The 19,527-nt window shown below is 60.9% G+C and carries 21 protein-coding genes and 3 pseudogenes; 10 read left to right on the top strand and 14 right to left on the bottom strand.

Translation table 11 applies throughout. The annotated features are described in order from the left end of the window. Nucleotides 1-162: 162 nt before the first annotated feature. The 3 genes and pseudogenes from MBENS4_RS02420 to MBENS4_RS02430 form a co-directional block, all read right to left on the bottom strand. Complete coding sequence (locus MBENS4_RS02420; protein ID WP_052321959.1) at nt 163-786, bottom strand: DUF305 domain-containing protein; 624 nt, start codon at nt 784-786, stop codon at nt 163-165. Then, nucleotides 787-1,203, bottom strand: coding sequence for an ion channel (locus tag MBENS4_RS02425; protein ID WP_039388525.1), 417 nt, complete (start codon nt 1,201-1,203; stop codon nt 787-789). Continuing rightward, nucleotides 1,200-3,353, bottom strand: a pseudogene (locus MBENS4_RS02430) (copper-transporting P-type ATPase); the annotation flags it as partial. The pseudogene MBENS4_RS02430 and the gene MBENS4_RS02425, both read right to left, overlap by 4 nt. A gap of 65 nt (nt 3,354-3,418) precedes the next feature. On the opposite strand from MBENS4_RS02430, the gene MBENS4_RS02440 reads away from it, so the two are divergent. Continuing rightward, nucleotides 3,419-4,590, top strand: a protein-coding gene (locus tag MBENS4_RS02440) for an IS3 family transposase (protein ID WP_144400832.1) whose coding sequence is annotated in 2 segments (ribosomal slippage) — nt 3,419-3,683 and nt 3,683-4,590 — 1,173 coding nt in all. Because the reading frame shifts where the segments join, the coding sequence is not laid out codon by codon here. Between the two features lie 61 nt (nt 4,591-4,651). On the opposite strand, the pseudogene MBENS4_RS02445 reads toward MBENS4_RS02440, so the two are convergent. The 5 genes and pseudogenes from MBENS4_RS02445 to MBENS4_RS02460 form a co-directional block, all read right to left on the bottom strand. After that, nucleotides 4,652-4,867, bottom strand: a pseudogene (locus MBENS4_RS02445) (YHS domain-containing protein); the annotation flags it as partial. Nucleotides 4,868-4,906: 39 nt separating this feature from the next. Continuing rightward, nucleotides 4,907-5,371, bottom strand: coding sequence for a DUF411 domain-containing protein (locus MBENS4_RS02450; RefSeq protein ID WP_039388531.1), 465 nt, complete (start codon nt 5,369-5,371; stop codon nt 4,907-4,909). After that, on the bottom strand, nt 5,371-5,742 hold the full coding sequence (locus MBENS4_RS25205; RefSeq protein ID WP_144400833.1) for a hypothetical protein: 372 nt from the start codon (nt 5,740-5,742) through the stop codon (nt 5,371-5,373). Before MBENS4_RS25205 ends, MBENS4_RS02450 begins: the two co-directional genes overlap by 1 nt. Nucleotides 5,743-5,753: 11 nt before the next feature. Continuing rightward, nucleotides 5,754-6,383, bottom strand: coding sequence for a DUF2231 domain-containing protein (locus MBENS4_RS02455; protein WP_242404745.1), 630 nt, complete (start codon nt 6,381-6,383; stop codon nt 5,754-5,756). Next, nucleotides 6,380-6,655: a metal-sensitive transcriptional regulator gene (locus MBENS4_RS02460; protein WP_039388532.1), complete on the bottom strand. Its 276-nt coding sequence runs from the start codon at nt 6,653-6,655 to the stop codon at nt 6,380-6,382. Before MBENS4_RS02460 ends, MBENS4_RS02455 begins: the two co-directional genes overlap by 4 nt. A 93-nt stretch (nt 6,656-6,748) precedes the next feature. On the opposite strand from MBENS4_RS02460, the gene MBENS4_RS02465 reads away from it, so the two are divergent. Genes MBENS4_RS02465 through MBENS4_RS02480 form a run of 5 tightly spaced genes read left to right on the top strand, consistent with a single transcriptional unit; the run spans nt 6,749 to nt 11,021 of the window. After that, nucleotides 6,749-8,569, top strand: coding sequence for a copper resistance system multicopper oxidase (locus MBENS4_RS02465; RefSeq protein WP_039388533.1), 1,821 nt, complete (start codon nt 6,749-6,751; stop codon nt 8,567-8,569). Beyond that, complete coding sequence (locus tag MBENS4_RS02470) at nt 8,569-9,750, top strand: copper resistance protein B (protein ID WP_039388534.1); 1,182 nt, start codon at nt 8,569-8,571, stop codon at nt 9,748-9,750. The genes MBENS4_RS02465 and MBENS4_RS02470 overlap by 1 nt, the downstream gene beginning before the upstream one ends. Before the next feature lie 11 nt (nt 9,751-9,761). After that, nucleotides 9,762-10,097 (top strand): hypothetical protein, encoded by a 336-nt coding sequence (locus MBENS4_RS02475; protein WP_052321960.1) that lies wholly within the window; start codon nt 9,762-9,764, stop codon nt 10,095-10,097. An 8-nt stretch (nt 10,098-10,105) separates the two neighbouring features. Then, nucleotides 10,106-10,276, top strand: a complete 171-nt coding sequence (locus MBENS4_RS26320) for a nuclear transport factor 2 family protein (RefSeq protein WP_240623703.1) — start codon at nt 10,106-10,108, stop codon at nt 10,274-10,276. After that, a complete protein-coding gene (locus MBENS4_RS02480) occupies nt 10,218-11,021 on the top strand; it encodes a PepSY domain-containing protein (RefSeq protein WP_242404746.1) in 804 nt (267 codons plus the stop codon). Before MBENS4_RS26320 ends, MBENS4_RS02480 begins: the two co-directional genes overlap by 59 nt. A gap of 101 nt (nt 11,022-11,122) precedes the next feature. Here the strand turns inward: MBENS4_RS02480 and MBENS4_RS24535 are convergent, their stop codons facing one another. The 6 genes and pseudogenes from MBENS4_RS24535 to MBENS4_RS02505 all read right to left on the bottom strand — a co-directional run bounded on the left by MBENS4_RS24535 (nt 11,123) and on the right by MBENS4_RS02505 (nt 16,284). Then, the gene (locus MBENS4_RS24535) at nt 11,123-11,578 is read right to left on the bottom strand and encodes a hypothetical protein (protein ID WP_084591922.1); all 456 of its coding nucleotides are present in this window, start codon (nt 11,576-11,578) and stop codon (nt 11,123-11,125) included. 12 nt (nt 11,579-11,590) lie between these two features. After that, entirely contained in the window at nt 11,591-12,829 is a 1,239-nt protein-coding gene (locus MBENS4_RS02485) for a molybdopterin-dependent oxidoreductase (RefSeq protein ID WP_039388536.1), read from the bottom strand. Nucleotides 12,830-12,918: 89 nt separating this feature from the next. Next, nucleotides 12,919-14,070, bottom strand: coding sequence for a TDT family transporter (locus MBENS4_RS02490; RefSeq protein ID WP_039388538.1), 1,152 nt, complete (start codon nt 14,068-14,070; stop codon nt 12,919-12,921). Then, nucleotides 14,067-14,938: pseudogene (locus tag MBENS4_RS02495) on the bottom strand (LysR substrate-binding domain-containing protein). The gene MBENS4_RS02490 and the pseudogene MBENS4_RS02495 overlap by 4 nt, the downstream one beginning before the upstream one ends. 78 nt (nt 14,939-15,016) lie before the next feature. Beyond that, entirely contained in the window at nt 15,017-15,646 is a 630-nt protein-coding gene (locus MBENS4_RS24540; RefSeq protein WP_084591923.1) for a thioredoxin domain-containing protein, read from the bottom strand. Between the two features lie 50 nt (nt 15,647-15,696). After that, entirely contained in the window at nt 15,697-16,284 is a 588-nt protein-coding gene (locus tag MBENS4_RS02505; RefSeq protein ID WP_039388540.1) for a uracil-DNA glycosylase, read from the bottom strand. Nucleotides 16,285-16,402: 118 nt separating this feature from the next. Here MBENS4_RS02505 and MBENS4_RS02510 point away from each other — a divergent pair, with 118 nt between their 5' ends. From MBENS4_RS02510 to MBENS4_RS25210, 4 genes are all read left to right on the top strand, one after another. Further along, a complete protein-coding gene (locus MBENS4_RS02510) occupies nt 16,403-16,888 on the top strand; it encodes a hypothetical protein (RefSeq protein ID WP_039388541.1) in 486 nt (161 codons plus the stop codon). A 216-nt stretch (nt 16,889-17,104) separates the two neighbouring features. Further along, a complete protein-coding gene (locus tag MBENS4_RS02515) occupies nt 17,105-17,383 on the top strand; it encodes a DUF305 domain-containing protein (RefSeq protein ID WP_039388542.1) in 279 nt (92 codons plus the stop codon). Between the two features lie 22 nt (nt 17,384-17,405). Further along, nucleotides 17,406-18,833 carry a YncE family protein gene (locus MBENS4_RS02520; protein ID WP_240623684.1) on the top strand — a complete coding sequence of 476 codons (1,428 nt, stop codon included), beginning with the start codon at nt 17,406-17,408 and terminating at the stop codon, nt 18,831-18,833. 82 nt (nt 18,834-18,915) lie between these two features. Next, entirely contained in the window at nt 18,916-19,386 is a 471-nt protein-coding gene (locus MBENS4_RS25210) for a DUF7282 domain-containing protein (RefSeq protein WP_120107341.1), read from the top strand. The last annotated feature ends 141 nt before the right edge of the window (nt 19,387-19,527 follow it).

The following is a 19,527-nucleotide window of genomic DNA, read 5'->3' on the forward strand; positions in this document are numbered from 1 at the left end:
AAGCTTTTTCAGGAATCAGAACCAGCAATTATCTAGCTTTGGCATCGCGGATGCAAATCCGCAAAAACGGTCAGCCAACCATCTCCGCACAGCCGTCCGATCACGTTTTTATCCCGCAAATGCACATTTCCATAAATTGCGGGATAAATACGCCCGGAGCATCTATTGGCCCATCGTAACCTCGTCGCGCACCTCCGGGCTGATAGGACGCTCGACCGCCTGTTCCGCTTTCTGCAATAGCTCTGGTGTGAGATCGGTCGTCCGCGCGGGGAGTGGCGTGCCGTCGCCCATCTCACCGTTCCTTTCGATGTCTTCGATCAGCAACTTCATCTCTGCAATTTCTTTGACCTGAGCCTCAATGATCGAGTCCGCCAACTTGCGAACACGCGGATCGGTGATCTCAGCCCGCGCACTCGTCATGATTGCGATCGAATGGTGAGGGATCATAGCCGACATGTACTCTTCGTCGTTGACGGTCGCCTGGCTGCGGACCAGCCACAGCGCCACCGCAAAGACCAGCGCGCCTACGCCCAGGATGATGAAGTTCTTGGTCTTGTCCTTGTACATGCCCCACATGAAGAGGAGCATGACGATCATCATCATGCCGCCCATGACGAACGTCATCCAGAAGCGCGTCTCGCTCCAGAACACGTGATCAAGCTCGTATGTGTTTAGATACATCAGGCCGAACATGATCGCGGTCGACGTCGCCACCATCGCCATGAAGCGCCAGTAGTTGCCTCCACCACCGTTCTGCTGGTGATCCGCGCTGTGGTTGTCGGCCATTCAATCCTCCTGTTGGCTCATCGTCTTGTATACGTACTGGGCTGTGCAGCTGATCAGGATGAAACCTGTCAGCGACGCGATGCCCGCAATCACCCTGAGGTGATCGGTTGGATAGATGTCGCCCAAGCCCACTGTCGTCACGGTGATCAGGGCGAAGTAATAGTAATCCATAGCCGACATGGCCGGTTCCTTGGCGAACCCGCCAAGACCGAGCGAGGCGGCCCATGCAAAACCGGCCGCGAAAACAACGGCTACCATCATGTAGCTGATGAGAACGAGCAAAGAGCCGCCCGTTAGTCTCAGACCGGTCGGCGCAAGCCCCGGCGGTGAAAGCTTCTTCGCAAGTCTCAGCATGGCCAAGTGCAAGATCAGTGACGCAATAAAGAGTGAAATCCCGATTGCCGTTGCCGCGATCATGCCCGACCTTCGCTCAAGGTTGGAAGTTTGAGCCCACGAAGACGCAGGGCATTGGCGATGACCGACACCGACGAGAGGCTCATGGCCGCGGCAGCGATCATCGGATTGAGAAGAAGGCCAAAGGCGGGAAACAGCACGCCCGCCGCCACCGGGATGCCCAGCGCATTATAGCCGAACGCGAACACGAGGTTTTGGCGAATATTGCGCATGGTGGCGCGCGACAGCACGATAGCTTGGAGCACACCGGTCAGGTCGCCGCGGACCAGCGTGACACCCGCGCTTTCGATCGCCACGTCGGTGCCGGTTCCCATTGCAATGCCGACATCCGCAGCCGCCAGCGCTGGCGCATCGTTAATGCCGTCCCCCGCCATTGCAACGCGCTTACCGGAGGCCTTGAGCGCCTCGACTTTGCGATGCTTATCCTCGGGCGAGACGTTTGCCTCGACCTCGTCGATGCCGAGCTGGCGGGCCACGGCTTCGGCGGTGGCGCGGCTATCGCCGGTTAGCATGACCACTTCGATCCCGCGCTCGTGCAGCGCCCGAATGGCCGCAGCGCTTGTCGGCTTGATCGGATCGGCGACCGCGATCAGCCCTGCCGGTGCGCCATCGGCGGCCACGAACATCACGGTCTGGCCTTGGGAGCGTCCGGCTTCTGCGGACGCGAGCCATTCCGCATCATCGATACCGAGTCGCCGCATCAGTTTCTCGTTGCCAATGGCGACTTTCTGCGGTCCCACGCGCGCCTCGACACCCTCGCCGGTAGTCGACAACAGTTCCGACGCTGCCTCGAACGCCACGTCTCGCGCCTTGGCGCCTTCAACTATTGCGTGGGCGAGCGGATGCTCGCTCCCCGCTTCGACTGCGGCAACGGCGGAAAGGAACTCGGCCTCGTCGAGGCCCACTCGGGGAGTGACGGCTACGAGATCGGGCTTGCCCATGGTGAGAGTGCCCGTCTTGTCGACCACCAGCGTGTCGATCTTCTCAAGCGTCTCCAGCGCCTCGGCGTTGCGAATGAGGATGCCGTGCTGGGCGCCCTTGCCGGTCCCGGTCATGATCGACATCGGCGTTGCAAGGCCGAGCGCACATGGACAGGCAATTATGAGAACCGCGATCGCGTTGACCAGCGCATAGGCAAGCGCGGGGAATGGCCCCCAGATTGCCCAGACGATAAACGTCACGATCGCGATGACGACGACGGAAGGCACGAACCAGGCCGCGACCTGATCGGCCAGACGCTGGATAGGTGCCCGGCTGCGCTGTGCCTCAGCGACCATCTGGACGATCTTGGACAGCATGGTGTCCTTGCCGACGGCGCCAGCGCGCATGACGAAGCCGCCGGTCTGGTTGACCGTTCCGCCGATCACCTGGTCGCCGGCCTTCTTGGACACGGGCAACGGCTCACCGCTGATCATGGACTCGTCGATCGCGCTCGCGCCTTCGGTCACTTCGCCATCGACCGGCACCCTGTCACCCGGGCGGACGCGGAGCATGTCTCCGCTCGCCAATTGGTCGAGGGAGACTTCGCGTTCATCGCCACTGCCGAAGATCTTGAGCGCGGTCGGCGGCGCGAGTTCAAGGAGCGCGCGCAAGGCACTCGAGGTCGAGCCCCGCGCCCTGAGTTCAAGCACCTGGCCAAGTAGGACGAGCGTGGTGATGACCGCCGCCGCCTCGTAATAGACGCCGACGCGCCCCGAGTGATCGCGGAAGGCGGGCGGGAATATGTCGGGCAGGAGCGTTGCGACGACACTGAACAGGAATGCGATCGCAACGCCGAAGCCGATCAGCGTAAACATGTTGAGATTACGGGTCTTCAGCGACTGCCACGCGCGCTCGAAGAAAGTCCAGCCGCCCCACAGAACCACTGGTGTGGCGAGCGCCAGCTGCGCCCATTGCGCGCGTGCCGGTTCGATCAGCCGGTCGAAGCTGATCCCGGGCACCATGTCGCTCATCGCGTAGACGAACAACGGCAGGGTGAAGAGCGCGCTGATCCAGAACCGGCGGGTCATGTCGACGAGTTCGGGGTCGGGTCCATCTTCGAGGCTCACCGTCTCGGGCTCCAGCGCCATTCCGCAGATGGGGCAGCTTCCCGGTCCTACCTGCCGGATCTCGGGATGCATGGGACAGGTGTAAGTCGTCCCTTCGGGAACGTCTGAAGTGGTGCCAGTTTTCTGGACAGGGTGTTAAGCTACTCCCGACCTGACGGATTGGTACGGGAATGAAGACGACAAGGAAGCGCTACAGCGCTGATTTCAAGGCCAAGGTTGCGCTGGAAGCGATCCGGGGCGATCTGACGCTGGCGGAGCTGGCAGCCAAGCATGGCGTGCACCACACGATGATCGCGTCCTGGAAGCGGCAGGCCATCGACGGGATGGCCGGCACGTTCTCCGGGGCTGGCGATGCCGGCAAGTCCGTCAGCGAGAGCGAGGTGGAAAAGCTGCACGCCAAGATCGGGCAGTTGGTCATCGAGCGGGATTTTTTAGCGAAAGCCTTCGGTCGATGAGCGTGGACCGGAGGCGGGCGATGGTCGAAGCTGCTCACCACCGCCTGTCGATCACGGCGCAATGCCGCCTGCTGCGGATCAGCCGCTCGTCCTATTACTATGTCCCGGTGCCAGAGACGGATGAGACGCTGGCGCTGATGACAGTGATCGACGCGACGTTCCTCGACTGCCCGTGGTATGGCAGTCGTCAGATGGCCCGGCATCTGCGGCGCGCCGGACACGAGATCGGTCGTCGTCGGGCACGGCGACTGATGGCAATGATGGGTCTGACACCGATCTACCAGCGGCCGCGCACGAGCGATCCGCACCCGCAGCACCGGGTCTATCCGTACCTGCTGCGTAAACTGGCGATCGAACGGCCCAACCATGTGTGGTGCGCCGACGTGACCTACATTCCGATGCGGCGCGGCTTCCTGTACCTGGTCGCGATCATGGACTGGGCCACCCGCAAGGTCTTGGCCTGGCGGCTGTCGAACACGATGGATGCGGGCTTCTGCGTCGCGGCACTGGAGGAAGCGCTGGCCCGCTACGGCAAGCCCGAGATCTTCAACACCGATCAAGGCAGCCAATTTACGTCGCAAGCCTTCACTAGCGTGCTGCGCGACGCCGAGGTCCGCATCAGCATGGATGGCCGGGGCCGGTGGATGGACAATGTCTTCATCGAGCGGCTCTGGCGCTCCCTGAAGTACGAGTGCGTCTATCTCCATGCCTTCGAGACTGGTTCCGAGCTGCGCGCTGGTCTTGGCCGATGGATTACCTATTACAACACCCAGCGGCCGCACTCGGGCCTTGCCGGGAGAACCCCGGTGGAAGCCTATCGGCAGATCGGACGATCAGATCATGGGGGGCATGCCCCCCATGATCTGATAATCAAACAGGCGGCATGAACGACAACCGGGATTAGCTTAACTCAGCCGCCAAACTGTCCAAGAAGGCGGGACCATCTCAGTCCTCGACCTGCTTGAGATGCGCTCCGGACAGATAGTGTTCCGGATCGACAACGAATTTGTCCTTGCACCGCGCCGAACAGAAGTAGTGCGTCGCGCCGTCGTGCTCGGCGATATGCGTAGCACCCTCGATCGTCACGCTCATGCCGCAGACAGGGTCGATGGCGGTAGCTTCACCTTGGCCTTGGCCTGCGTGGTGGGTGTCGCAACAGCTCATGGATTGGCTCCTCTGCTTCGCAGGTGCGTATGACTGAAATCAGGGATAGGACGCGAACACCTCGCGGCGGCCGCTGCCGAACGCTATGACCTGATAGGGTTGCACTTTGCCCCCCGCTTCCATGCCGGGCGACCCGAGCGGCATACCGGCGACCGCTAGCCCTTCGACCCAGTCGGGCCTTTCCGCGAGCAGACGCTCGACGTCCGCGGCAGGCACGTGGCCCTCGATGACGTATCCATCCGCAATCATGGTATGACACGAACAAAGGTCATCGGGCACGCCGTTCTGCGCCTTTACAGACGCCATGTCGGGGTGATCGACCGTGGCGACTTCATGCCGGTCGCCCTGCCGCATGTGCGCGGCCCAGGCTTCGCAGCATCCGCAGCTGGGATCGCGATACATGGTGAAGCTGGCTGCCTGCGCCGCGCCCGTACAGGCTGCGAGCAACATCGTGCCAAGTATGGGGAGAAGCGGGCGACGGGTCAGATTTCTGCTTTGGCTCATCAGTTGTGTCCCATTGCTTTCATGTCTTCGTCGGACATGGTGGACATGTCGTGGCCGGCATGCGGATCAGCGGCGGGCGTTGCGGCGGCCGTCGGCGTCGGGGTTGCGACAGGTGCCGGCGCAGCCTTGCGAGCGGAAGGCGCGGGCGTGCGGGTGGGAACCGATGCGGCGACTGGCGTGTCATCTGTCGGCTCAGCGACCAGTTCGGTGACCGGCTCGGAAGCAACCGGAGCGGGCGTGGCGCTAATTGAATCAGCTGCCGGAGTTTTCTCTTCCACCGGAGCGGCGGCATCGCCGCAAGCTGCCAGCGGAAGCAAGAGCGCTGACGCAAGCAACGACTTTCCGGCGAATGCGACAGAATTGAAACGCATGGCAGGCTCCTTCAGAGTTTGAGATGATTGAGGCCGTGAGCGAGTTCGCCGCCCATGTAACCCTGAGCGATCAGCAGTGCTGCAATCGGGAAAAGCGTGAGGCGAAAAGCAAGGCGAGATTGCGGATTTTGAATCGCGATCCACGCTGCCACCAAGCCGAGGGCTGCGATCAGCATCCCGTTCCAGCGGTGAAGCTGCATAACGGTATCACCGCCGAACCACAGTCCGGTATGTATCCACCCGAACAGCGCTGCCACGACAGCTCCCGCAGCACCGCCGTAGATCATAATCTTCACGGCCGCTTCGCGTTCTGAAGTACGGCGGAACATTATGAACGTCTCGATAAGCGCAGCCATCAGCAAGAGCGCTATCGGGAAGTGGACGGTTGCCGGATGCAGGCTCTTGAGAGCGCCAACGATGCCTTCACTCTCAGCTTGCTCAGCATCATGGCCTTGCGTGGTTTCGTTGGAAACTGCGGTGCTGCCCATCGCTTCCATATCGTGGCCGGACTGAGCATGGACCGCTGTGGTTTCAGCAGGATGCTTCGCCTCCTCACCTTGCTTTTCGTCACCGTGTGCGAACGCAACCGTTGCCGAGAGGATGAGGGCCAGGCTGACGAACAGGCGGAGAACGGAGTTCACCGCTTGGCCTTCTCAAAGAGGTCCACCAGTTCGCCGAATTTCTGTTTCTGTTCGTCAGCGTCACCGCTGGCGATCGCCTCTGCCACGCAGCACGCGGCATGGCGCTTGAGAATTTCGCTCTCGGCACGGCCAAGGGCAGCCTTGACCGCCTGGACCTGGTTGAGGACATCGATGCAGTAACGATCGTCTTCGATCATCTGCGCCACGCCGCGCACTTGCCCTTCGATTCTCCGAAGCCGATTGACGATGCGGGAACCATCGGTTGCTGACACGTTTAACGCTCCATCTGTCAGAATACCCTGCGGGGTATCTTGCAATACTCCTGGGGGGTATATATGACAAGGGCAGAAGGAGTTGCAAGACCCATGTCTCAATTGCTGGTTTCCCGTCGAAGGCTGATTGGAGCAGGAGCGCTTGGCGCAGGTGCACTGGCCTTGCCCGCCTGGGCACGCGGTGCCGATCTGCACGGCGGTGGATCGATCCGCCCCGGCTTCGACGAAGTGTCAGGCCGCGACATCGCGCTGACCATCGGCGAAGGACCTCGCGTGGTTCAGGGTCGACGCGGACACGCAGTCGCCGTAAACGGTAGCGTGCCCGGTCCGCTGGTGCGCCTGCGCGAAGGTCAGCCGGTTCGCCTCGCGGTCACGAACACTCTTGATGAGGACAGCTCGATCCATTGGCATGGCCTGCTGCTGCCGTTCCAGTTCGACGGCGTTCCCGGTGTCAGCTTCCCCGGAATCAGGCCGGGCGAAACCTTCGTCTACGACATCCCTGCGCTGCGACAGAGCGGCACATATTGGTGGCATAGCCACTCGGGACTGCAGGAACAGGCCGGACATTACGGCCCGATCGTGGTCGAACCGTCCGGCACGGACGCCGTGCAGGCGGACCGCGACTACGTGCTGCTGCTTAGCGATTTCACCCCGCTTCACCCGCACACGATCATGGATAAGCTGAAGAAGGGTGAAGGCTACTTCAATTACCAGCAGAACACCTGGACCGACGACTATCCGCTGTCGGGCGAGGACCGGCGGATGTGGGCGCGCATGCGTATGATGGCAACCGACATTCTGGACGTGACGGGATCGACCTTCACCTACCTCGCCAATGGGCGCGGCCCGGAAGAGGGTCTCGAGTTCCTGTTCAACCCCGGCGAGCGGGTGCGGCTGCGCGTCATCAACGGCAGCGCGATGACCTTCTTCAACGTCCGCATTCCGGGCGTGAAATTCTGGGTGGTCGGCGCCGATGGGCAGAGCGTGCGCCCGGTCGAGGTCGAGGAGTTTCAGATCGGCACTGCGGAGACCTATGACATCGTCGTCGAGCCGACCGGCGAAGCCCGGACGATCGTGGCCGAAAGCATGGACCGCTCGGGCATGGCTGTGGCGACCCTCGCCTCGCGTCCCGGCGCGCGGGCACCGGTCCCGCCCTTGCGCGATCCGCCACTGCTGACGATGGCGGACATGGGCATGAACCACGGCTCGGGCGGAATGGACCATGGTGGCGGCGACATGGCCGGCATGGATCATTCGGCCATGGGCCATGACATGTCATCACAAGGTGCGACCGCCGACCAGATGGCCGGAATGGATATGAGCGGCATGAACATGCGCGACACATCCCTTCTTCCGCCTGACGTGAAGGTCGGGCCCGGCATCGACATGGTGTCGATGAACCCGGTCGACCGCATGGGTGATCCGGGTCTCGGCCTGGACAACGTTCCCCACAAGGTTCTCACCTACAAGGATCTTGTTGCGCTCGAGCCGAACGACGATCTGCGCCGCCCGTCACGGAGCATGGAGATCCATCTGACCGGCAACATGGAACGCTACATGTGGTCGTTCGACGGCAGGAAGTTCACCGCCGTGAGCGACGACCCCATTCGCTTCGCTTACAACGAGCGCGTCCGCGTGAAGCTCGTCAACGACACGATGATGGCACATCCGATCCATCTGCACGGGCATTTCTTCGAGCTGGTCAACGGCGCGCCTGCCGACCGGCAGCCGCAGAAGCACACGGTGATCGTGCAGCCCGGCGGCAGCGCGACCTTCGACCTCACCGCTGACGAACAGGGCGACTGGGCCTTCCACTGCCATCTGCTCTACCACATGCATTCGGGCATGTTCCAGATTGTGACCGTCGCCAAGCCGCCTTCGGCTCCCGATGTGAAGCGGGTGGGAGAAGACTGATGCGCCTGATCGTCGCCATGCTCCTAGCGGGCACCGCCACGCCGGCCTTCGCGCAGGACCATTCGGGCCACGCAATGCCCGCCGCGCAGTCACCAGCCCAGACCGAATGCGAAAAGGAAGCCGCCCGCCATCGTTCTATGGGTCATGCGGTACCCGAAGGGGCGTGTGAGCCCACTACGCAACCGAGCGAAACAGCCTCGGCCGACTTGCACGAAAGCCACTCCGGCATGGATCATTCGCAGATGAAGCATAGCCAGATGGAGGGAATGGACCATCCAGCGATGGACCATTCCAATATGGAAAGCATGGACCACGCGGCGATGGGCCATGAAGGGATGCAATCGTCCGGCCAAGCGCCGATGGACCATCAGGTGATGGACCACGGAGCGATGGAACATGGAGCCATGGACCATGGCGCTATGGACATGCCCTCCATTCCGCAAGGACCGCCTCCGGCTGCGGCGGGATCGGGACCGCCTCGCGCCGCCGATGCGATCTGGGGTGCGGACGCAATGCGCGCCTCGCGCGATGCTCTGCGCGCTGAGAACGGTGGGATGAAGGTGTTCTGGTTCCAGGGCGACCGTGCCGAATATCGCGCACGCGAAGGTGGCGATGGTTACCTGTGGGACGTGCAGGGCTATTACGGCGGCGACCTCGACAAGTTCTGGTTCAAGAGCGAGGGCGAAGGTACCTTCGGGGAGAAGCCCGAGTCCGCCGAAATCCAAGGCCTTTGGAGTCACGCGATCGGTCCTTGGTGGGACCTGCAGGCTGGTGTCCGACAGGACCTGACCGGCCCTGAACGGACCCATGCCGTCCTCGGCGTGCAGGGTCTTGCGCCTTATATGTTCGAGGTCGACGCGGCCGCTTTCCTGTCGACCAAGGCCGATCTGACCGCACGAGTCGAAGCCGAACTTGACCAGCGCATTACTCAACGTCTCATCCTCCAGCCGCGCGCCGAGGTGAACCTGTCAGCGCAGGACATTCCCGAACTGGGTGTCGGAGCTGGTCTCGATTCCGTCGAACTGGGCCTGCGGCTGCGCTACGAATTCGCCCGTGAATTCGCGCCCTATGTCGGCGTCGAACAGGAATGGAAGGTGGGCCAAAGCGCCGACTATGCCCGCCTTGCAGGCGAAGATCCGAGCGTGACCAACTACGTCGTAGGCGTCCGGTTCTGGTTCTGAGGAGGTAAACGATGAGGTTTACAGGTTTCGCGGCTGCGGCTGCAGCGGCACTCGGTGCGTTCGTCCCTGCGGCACACGCTCAGCATGCCGATCACGCCGATCATTCGGCCCATGGTACCCAAACCGCAGCGCCGGACGCGCTCAAGCAGCAGGCGAAGTCCGTGCTCGTTGCCTACCGCGACGCACTGGTTGCCCGCGACGAGGCTGCCATGCGTATGCTGTTTGCCGCGGACTCCTTGGTGTTCGAGAACGGCAAGGCCGAGGACACGTTCGCGCAATACATGGAGCACCACCTCGGCCCGGAGCTCGGCGAAATAACCGAGTTTACATCACCAATCCGACGGTGAACGTCCGGATGGTCGGTCATGTGGCGTTTGGTCATGAAACCTACCACTACCGGATCGCCCTCACGGATGGTCGTGCAATCGAGCGCGACGGGGTTCCTACATCGGTCCTGACTCACGAGGATGGCGCTTGGAAAATCCTCCAGTACCATTCCTCGTCCCGCGCGCCGCGCCCGAACTGATCGAGCGGCCGCTTCCGCAATGACAAGCCAGCGTTCGCGCAAACTGCGGCTGCACATCTTCGGCAGCAAGGTCCACAAGTGGCTCGCCGTCTTCGTCGGTGTCCAAGCGCTCCTGTGGATGGCAACCGGGACGATCATGTCGTTCCTGAAGATCGAACACGTCCGTTCCGAGCACGTGATCTCGCGCGAGCCGTTACCCCTGGGTGCTGACGCACCGCTACCCGCTTGGGCAACGAATGACGGCGACCTGGTCTCGGCAACCACGAAGACCGTCAACGGAAAACCGGTGGTCGAGTTGAAGCGCGTCAATGGCAGCGCCACGCTGCACGAAGCAATGACCGGACGGATATTGTCGCCGCTCTCCCGCGACACCGCCGAGCAAATCGCCTCGGCTGCCTGGACGGGGCCCGGCAGCGCGATCAGATCCTCGAAGTCCATCGAAGCGCCGGTCGGCACCGAATTCGGTGGGCCGTTCCCTGCCTGGCAGGTGCAGTTCGCCGATCCGGATAGCACGCGCCTCTATGTCGATGCATCAACCGGCGCGGTTCTTGCGGCGCGGAGCGACACCTGGCGCTTCTTCGATTTCGTCTGGGGGCTCCACATCATGGACTGGACCCAGCGCGACCGGATCAACAGCTGGTGGCTGCTTCTGTTTGGCATCGGTGGGACCGTCATCGCTGGTTCGGGGTTCGTTCTTCTCGCCAATCGCCTTCCCAAACTGCATAGAAGGCGAACACCAAAATGATATTCTGCAAGTCCGTGCTGGGACGTGAACAAACCTGACAACGCACTGGCTATTTCTTCAGGTCGCTCGATCAGCAATTCGAATGATCGCACTCCTTCCGGCTAAGATTTATCTTGCGCTGACCGTTCAATGCCAGGTTCGGCTGAGTTTGCTTGGCCGGGCATTGTTGAAAGGTAATCCACTATCGCGGGAATGCTCTGCTCGCCGACAGGTGCCTTGTAGACATCGCGCATTTTGATCACGATCTCGCGCCACTTGTCTTTTGACAGCGGCGGTTGTGTCAGTGCCATGCTCGCCGAATGGCACGACGTGCAATTGGCGTTGATAACATCTGCATTTGCTCCTTCGGGATATTGTTGCTCATCGAATGGCAGATCGATCGATTCAGAAGTAAGTGTGAACCCTGCCACGGAAACACTCGATGCTTGCGGCACAGTCTCGGACGTGGGTTCACGAAGCTTGGTTGGTCGCGCGCCAGGCGGTCCGATGATTATCAGAGCAATGGCCGTTACACCTACTGCACCAAATGCGAGCGTTCCGATCGGAGGGGCTTTCATGGCTCTTTCCTCTTACGACGCTACGATCGTGGTGATTTCGATATTGCCGCGCATGTAGCCACCCGAATTCCAGATTGGCTGCATCGGCTGGGAAACACCGTCGGTATTCCAGCAACGCGACATCAGTTTGACGGACCCGGGTCCGGGGAGCGGAACTCTCGCGTCCCATCGGCGGAAGCTGTACTTGCCTTCGTCGGGTCCGAGCTGTGTCTGATACCAGCTTCGCCCACCGTCGGCAGAAACCGCCACTCTCGCAACACCGCAATCTCCTCCCATGGCAATTCCGCCCAGAGGAATAGTCGGTTCATAGGCAATGGCCTGGCCATCGCCGAGGCTGGTTACCCAGGAACGTGGCACCATTTTATTGATGGGCACGGTCTTGTAGCCTGTAGCACCAGGCTTGACATCGGCACGGGGTGTGTCGGGTATCTTGTACGCCTTCGCCATCCAGTATTTGTCGTCGGGTCCCGGCAGGACCTCGATGGAACTGAGCATCTTCACCCAATAGGTCGAGTACCATCCGGGCACTATCAGACGGCAGGGAAAGCCATTGAGCAGTGGGAGTTGCTCTCCGTTCATCCCGAAGGCGATCATGACCTCTCCGTCACGGGCGTGATCGATCGCGAGCGATTTGAAATAGTCCGGACCATCGGGAACCACCGGCTGGTCGAGCCCGCCGAACCGCACCTGCGCCGCCCCGGGCCTGACCCCGGCCAGGTCGAGCACGGAACGCAGGCTGACACCGAGCCACTTGGCGTTCCCCATCGCCCCGTTGCCCCACTGGGCGCCCGGCACGCGAGGCACAAACAGGCCCCGGCTGTTTCCCGAGCACTGGTTGACCGCGGCATACTCGATCCGCGGCAAGCTCAGAAGCCGATCAAGACTGATCGAAATCGGCTTATCGACGTGCCCGGACACCTCGAGGCGAAATGAGTCGACATTGATCGACGTGGGGATATCGGCCCAGTGCCAGCGCACGTAGAACTGGTCGTTGGGCGTGAAAACAGACTTGTCGAACACCTCCATGGGCGTTTCGAGCAGCGGGGGATGGATCCGCTGAAGGATCATCCGGCCCTTACCCGGAAAGGCGTCGGTCACCGGTCTGTCCGAATTACCTCCCGGTAAGTGCAGGTCCACCAATTGTTGCGCGAGCGCAGGAGCTGCCGCGAAACCTGCTGTGCCCAGAACTGCCTGCGCGAGAAATCTTCTCCGGCTCGTTTCAGTGGCTAGCTCGCCGTCCAGTGACTTCATTTAACTCTCTCCAACCCGGCTTATTACTTGCGCTATGACATCCGTGATCTGCAAGCGATCGGTTTGACCCAACCGATCCAGAAGCCTGATCAATTGGTGGCAGCGATGCAGGGTGACACGAACAGGTTTCCGCGCCAGGCACCGGCGACGGTCTTCGCGCCGACCAGCAACCACATGGCTCCAAGTGCAATCGTGAGCACCGTTCCCGCGACGTCGAAGAAGACAAGGTTCAAGGTGGTGCCGAGGCGGAAGGTCGCTACCGTGTAAACACCGAGCGGAAACGTGTAGCCCCACCAGCCCAGATTGAACGGCACCCCGGCACGCCAGTAGCGAATGGTAATGAGCGTTGCGAGGAGCAGCCACCACAGACCGAAGCCCCAAAGTGTCAGCCCCGCGATCACGCCGATGCCCTGGGCCGTTTCACCAACCGCGCCCAGCCCGTGCTGTGCCATGATCTGCGGTGCGTCGCCGCCAAGGACGAGCATTCCGAGTGCGCCGGTGCCGATCGGGCCGAGTGCCAACCAGGATGATGCAGCCATGCCCTCATGAGGCAGCTTGTGCAGCGCCATCCGCAGGATCAGGATTGCGAGGAGTCCGAAGGCGACCGGCACCGAATATGCCCACAGCACGTACGATGTGGCCAGAACGATTAGCTGCGCCTGCGGATCGGCGAGATGCGGCGCGAGCAGGCCGCCGCTCGCCCCCGCGACTTCTGCCGCCACGACCGGCAGGAGCCAGACGGCGGTCATGGCATCGAGGCTGTGCTGGTGCCGAGTGAACATAAAATACGGTATGAGCACGCCGCACGCGAGCGACATTGCGACATCGATCCACCACAGGACATGCGCCACCGGCACGATTGCGTCGCCGAAGCGTGCAATGCCGAAAGCGAGACAGCCATTGATGATGGTCGCCAGGCCCATCGGAATGGTCCCGATGAACATCGAGACGGTGTTGTGGCCGAAGATGCGCCGCGCTTCGTGCCCGAACATCAACCACCGTGCTGTATAGAGGACGGTAAACAAAGCGAACAATGCGATGTTGAAAAACCACAGTGCTTCGCCGACGGGCGTCAGAATATGTCCCATGCCGGGGATCTGCGGCAGTGCCAGCGCAAGGATGCCGGTTCCCATGGTCGCGGCGAACCAGTTCGGCGTGAACTGCCGGATCATCTCGCGGGGATGATCGAGATGTGCCAGCGGGCGCTGGCCGCGAAGAATGCCCTTGAGGTCGTTGGTCACGGGCGTTGCTCCTTGATGAGATCGGTCAGCGCGTCGGCCGCGCGAGTGCGATAACGTTCCTTGTGCCGCAGCGCATGAAAGGGCCGGTCGGGAACGTCGAAAGGCAGTTCCACAAGATCGCCGTTGCCGAGAGCTCGCCCAACGACCAGCCGCGAGAGCGCGGCAACGCCGGCGCCTGCCTCGACCGCGGTGCGGACCGCTTCGTTCGATGGCAGCGTCATGGAGATCGCCAGCTGAGCCGGATCGATATGCCGCGCCTGCAGGACCTCCTCGAACGTGGACCGCGTTCCCGATCCCTGCTCGCGCACGATCCATCGGGCTTCGCGCAGCCAGGCATCGTCGATGTTGGTCACCCGCTCTCGTCCCACCAGGACCATCGGGTCATGCCCGACCACCCAATGGGCAAGCGCGGGATCGTCGATCGTCCCCTCGACGAAGCCGAGTTCGGCCGCGCCGCTCAACACCTGCATCGCTGCTCCCTCGGTGTTGTCGATAGCAAGCTCCACGGCGATCTTCGGATACATGGCGTTGAAGGCGGCAAGCTTGCCCGGCAGCCAGTAGCTGGCGATCGTCTGGCTCGCGACCAGGCGCAAGGTCCCGCGTTCAAGGCCGCCGAACTCGGCAAGCATCATCTCGGCATGGGCGGCGCGTCCGACCACCGCACGCGCTTCTTCGAGAAATGCGCTGCCAGCCTCGGTCAGCTGGATGCCGCGACCGACACGGTGGAACAACGGCACGCCATGCCGCGCCTCGAGCGTCGCAATGGCCCCTGACGCCGCCGACTGGGTGACGTTGAGGTCCTGTGCTGCTTGGTGACATGCTCGCGCTCGGCCACACCGATGAATATCCGTAACTGTTCAAGGGTCATGTTCGATCTCCTGCCGGTATCGATACCGTCGTTCGATCAATCACTCCAACAGTTTGATATGAACATTCCAATCGCCATTTATGATTGATTGGGTTGCGCGCTTTGCTTTCCAGCGCGCGCGATCACCTGATCGAGAGTGGCCCGGTCGATCGCTCCAGGCACGATGATGTCGCCAATTACGATGCCGGGCGTGCCTTGCAGCCTGTAAGAGCGCGCAAGCGCGTCATTCGACTGGAGGATTGCATCTATATCCGATGCTTTGGCGAACAGATCCTGATGGAGGCGGTCCAGGTCAAGGTCGGCGGTTCGGGCAGCCACTTGGAGATCGCTGCGCGACATACGCTGGGGAGCTGTCATGAGGGCCGCGTTAAAATCTGCGTGTCGATCCTGGAAATTGCTCGCGATCGCCCAGCGCGCGGCTTCAACTGACTCCCGCCCCAGAACCGGCCAGTCCCGATAGACGATCCGAACTCCCGGATTGTCGCGGCGATAGTGTTCCAATGTGGTGTGAAAGGCGCGGCAATGGCCGCACCGATAATCGGAAAAGACCGTGATGACGGTTGCAGCTTTTGCCGGGCCTGCTGCTGGTACGGGTGGGCGTGCAGTGGATACGGGATCGCGCGCGGGCTCTGCCTGGCCGCATCCTGCGGTAAACAGAAGAAGTGTCGCAAACGCCGCTGCGGATTTTCGGATCGGTATAACAAACATCGCCGATCCCTAATTGCTCAAAGATCGGTTCGTCCAAACGTGAATAGCGATCATTCCAATCTGGCAGCGGCATCTGACAGCACAGTCCGGATGCTTTGTCCGATGCGCGGCGATGTGCAAACGTTAGCTGGGCTCGGGTGTGGCATGTAAAGGATAGAAACGTCGGGGCGCTGAATGGCAATCACCTCACCGGCTTCACTTGCCACTTTCCCGGCGAGCACGACCACCTGAACTCGAGGCAGGATAGCAAGAAGACCGGGAAGCAGATCCAGACCCTCGGCGATTTCCGCCCGCCGCAAGCGGCGGTTGATGGCGCCCGGTTCGTGAACGACCCAGGGTACGCAATTCCACAGCAGCATGTGCGACCGCGCGATGCCCGCTTCGTCGAGAAAGCGCGAGAGATTGCGCTGCGTGCCGCTGGGATTGTCACGCGAAACGAAGCGGAGGGCCGAGCTTCTCTGACCTCGCATTGCCCGCGGCGTCTCCAGCAATATCAGCAGCCGGGCACACGCGCCGCCATCGAATGGGTCGAAATGGGGCATCGCCCTGCCCGATGCGACAGTTTCGCGCCATTGCTCCAAGGGTGCAACGTGAGGTTCGCTCAGTCGGCGCGCGCGCTGTTTCATATCTGCGACCATTCATCATTCTTTCGGATTGGAACAATTGGAACGATCGGTTGGACCGATCATCGGCCGTCCACCATCTTTGCCTTGTTCGGTTCGTGCATCCCGCACGAGTTGAATTGGAGACATCACGATGGCCAGCCTGCCTGATAAAGTCGAGCTCGCAGTCCAGCCACTGCAGCCCGCACCTCGCCCAATGCTGACGCTGGTTCATACCGCGGGAAACTACGATGCGATCGAGAGAACCGCTCCCGGCGTAGCTATGCGCGGAGTGCATCCCGGTGCGCTCGTGTCGCTCGTTGGATTGTATGCCGCGATGCTCTCCGGGTTCTGGATTTTCTTCGCCCGCAGTCCGGAAGCGGCGCTCGTCCTGGTCATGGTTACCGTGCTTATGCTGGTCTACTTCGCTCTCGTGATCGGTGGCATCCTGGTCGCAGACGCGGTCGATCCTGCCGAACCTCAGCGCGGGTTCGGGGCATTCCTCGAGGGCCGGGTTGAAACCCTGACCGAATTGATCACGGGGAAGCAGGCGCTCATGCAGATGCTCTTCCTGCCGGCGTGTATGGCGGTGATGGCTATGACGATCGGGATCATCGCGCGGCTCTCGCTGGCCGGGTGAAAGGCCACGCTTATATCCGAACCTCCGTCATGGTTGCGAGAGCAACCCTACGCTCCGAATGGACACCGCTGGAAGGGGAACGATCGTAAAGCCGAAAGCTTGAGATATTCGATAGGACAACAGACCATGCCCCTGAGATATACCATTGTACCGGCCGCACTTCTTCTCTCGGCAGCAGGACCGCATGCGCAACCGCCTGGTCCATTCTATTCCGAAATGGACACTGCGATGTCTCGGATGATGGCGCAAATGCACGTTGAACCAACGGGAGATGTCGATCGTGATTTCGTCCGGATGATGGTCCCGCATCACCAGGGTGCAATAGAGATGGCCGTTGCTCAGCTGAAATACGGCAAGGACCCCGTGCTCAAGCGCATCGCACAGGAAATCATTATCGAGCAACGCCAGGAAATCGACGTGATGAAAATGGCCGTGGGCGATCCGCTGCCGCCATCCAATCCCGTGCCGACGCAGCAGCGAAAATCGAACCCGTGAAACCAGTGAAGGGGTACTATCCGTGAAAACAATCATCGCCGCCATGATCGGCACAGCGTCTCTCCTTGCCTCCTCTGCAAATGCCCAGGATCGACCCCAAATTCCGTGGGGCGAGAGTGAAGCTCAGACCGGCGCGGATCGCCTCTATACTGCCGACCAGTTCTCCAATACCGTCACTGTCATCGATCCCGTCGAAGGCAAGACGCTGGGGATCATCAAACTGGGTGAATTGCAGCCCGCCAATTTCGGCGCGCTCTACAAGGGACAGCTGCTCGTCCACGGCCTTGGATTTTCCCCCGACGGAAAGACGCTGGCGGTGGTTTCTGTCGGATCGAACTCGGTGACATTCATCGATACGGCAACCAATACCGTCAAGCATACGACCTATCTTGGACGCAGTCCGCATGAAGCTTTCTATACGCGCGACGGGAAAGAAGTCTGGGTCACGGTTCGCGGCGAAAGCCACATCGCCGTCCTCGATGCCAAGACTTTCGAGGTAAAAAAACGGATCGATACACCTGAAGGTCCAGGCATGCAGATCTTCTCCATCGATGGAAAATACGGCTTCGTTTGTTCGTCCTTTACACCCGAGCTCGTCGTATATGACGTGGCTTCACATAAGGAGGTTGCGCGACTTGAGCAGCCCAGCCCTTTCTGTCCAAACCTTGCGGCGAGCCCCGATGGAAAACAGCTCTGGTACACTCTGAAAGACATCGGCAAAGTGGCCGTGATAAACGCGAAACCGCCCTTCGATACGATAAAGGTGATCGACACCGGGGCAATCAGCAATCACGTCAACTTCGCAAATACCGACCGCGGTCTAATGGCCTATGTGACGATTGGCGGATTGAACCAGGTCAAGGTGTTCCGGACGGACGATTTTCGCCAGATCGCCACAATTCCCGTGGGTCGATTGCCGCACGGCGTCTGGCCGTCCGGAGATGGTCGCCGCGTCTACGTGGGTCTAGAAAACGACAACCGCGTCGACGTCATCGATACGGCATCTCAGAGGGTTGTTGGCTCATGGCCCACTGGTCACGCTCCCCAGGCGATTGCCTACGTCCCCGGTGCCGTGAGCGGCAATGGAAAAGCGAATCTCATGCCACTAGGTGACGCCGGGAACCTGACGCGGCTCAACCTTACTGGCACAGGCATGACGTCGATCGCGCTGTTCGACCAGGGGCTCGTACAGATTCTGGAAGCGGGCGTCGCCGGATTGAAGCCCGGACAGGAATATCAGCTCATTCTTGCCAGTCATCCCGATGGTACGGGCGAAGTCGAGGCGATTGCTAAGTTCAAGGCCAATCCTGCTGGAGGTGCGATTGTCAACACCACCGGACCAATTCGTCAGATAGTTCGAGGCAACGAAACGGCAACCCGGAGGTATCTCGCGATCCGTGAAATGGCAGACGGACAGCCGGGTACTGTCGTGCAGACTCAGCAGGATTGAAGGTGTCAAAATAACAGGTCGGACCGTTAGAAAATGCCAGAAAGCCGCTAGGCTAATCTGGATTAGGAAAGAGTATCTACCAATGTTCAAACCATTTAACATCGCGGCAGTTGCAATGACTGCCCTCTCCCTCGCCGGATGCGGTTCGCAACAAGAGCAGAAGGCAGATCAGAACGACATGGTATCCCCCGGACCGGAGTTGACAAGCGCGGCGCCTGCCAACGCACTTAGCGTTCAGGACCAGCCTGCCGGTTCGTCCGTAACGGTCCAGTCGGTTTCTGCAGCCCAGAACGGTTGGGTGGTGATCCACCGCGTCCAGGACGGCAAACCTGTTGTCCCCGCTTCGATCGGACACACCTACGTCAAGCAGGGCGACAACAGCGATGTCAAAGTCGATCTTCTCGATGCTCCCGAAGGCAACGAACTAATCGCGATGCTGCATGTCGATGATGGCGAGCCGAGCGTATACCAGTTCGGGCCAGGCACAACGGACTATGACAAGCCGGTCATGAAGGACGGAAATCCCGTGGTCGCCAAGTTCTCGGTTCAATAGGACACCATCCTGAGTCGATTTCACTCGTGCCGGCCTCTGGTGCTGAGTTCCGAGTGATTTATTCATCTTTCCCGAAATTGGGATGGGCATTTCTGCCGCTATGAAGTTCAGGCGAAGTCGTACAGAGACGCCGCTCTCATA

The organism is Novosphingobium sp. MBES04 (genome assembly GCF_000813185.1).
GTDB classification, from domain to species: Bacteria; Pseudomonadota; Alphaproteobacteria; order Sphingomonadales; family Sphingomonadaceae; genus Novosphingobium; species Novosphingobium decolorationis.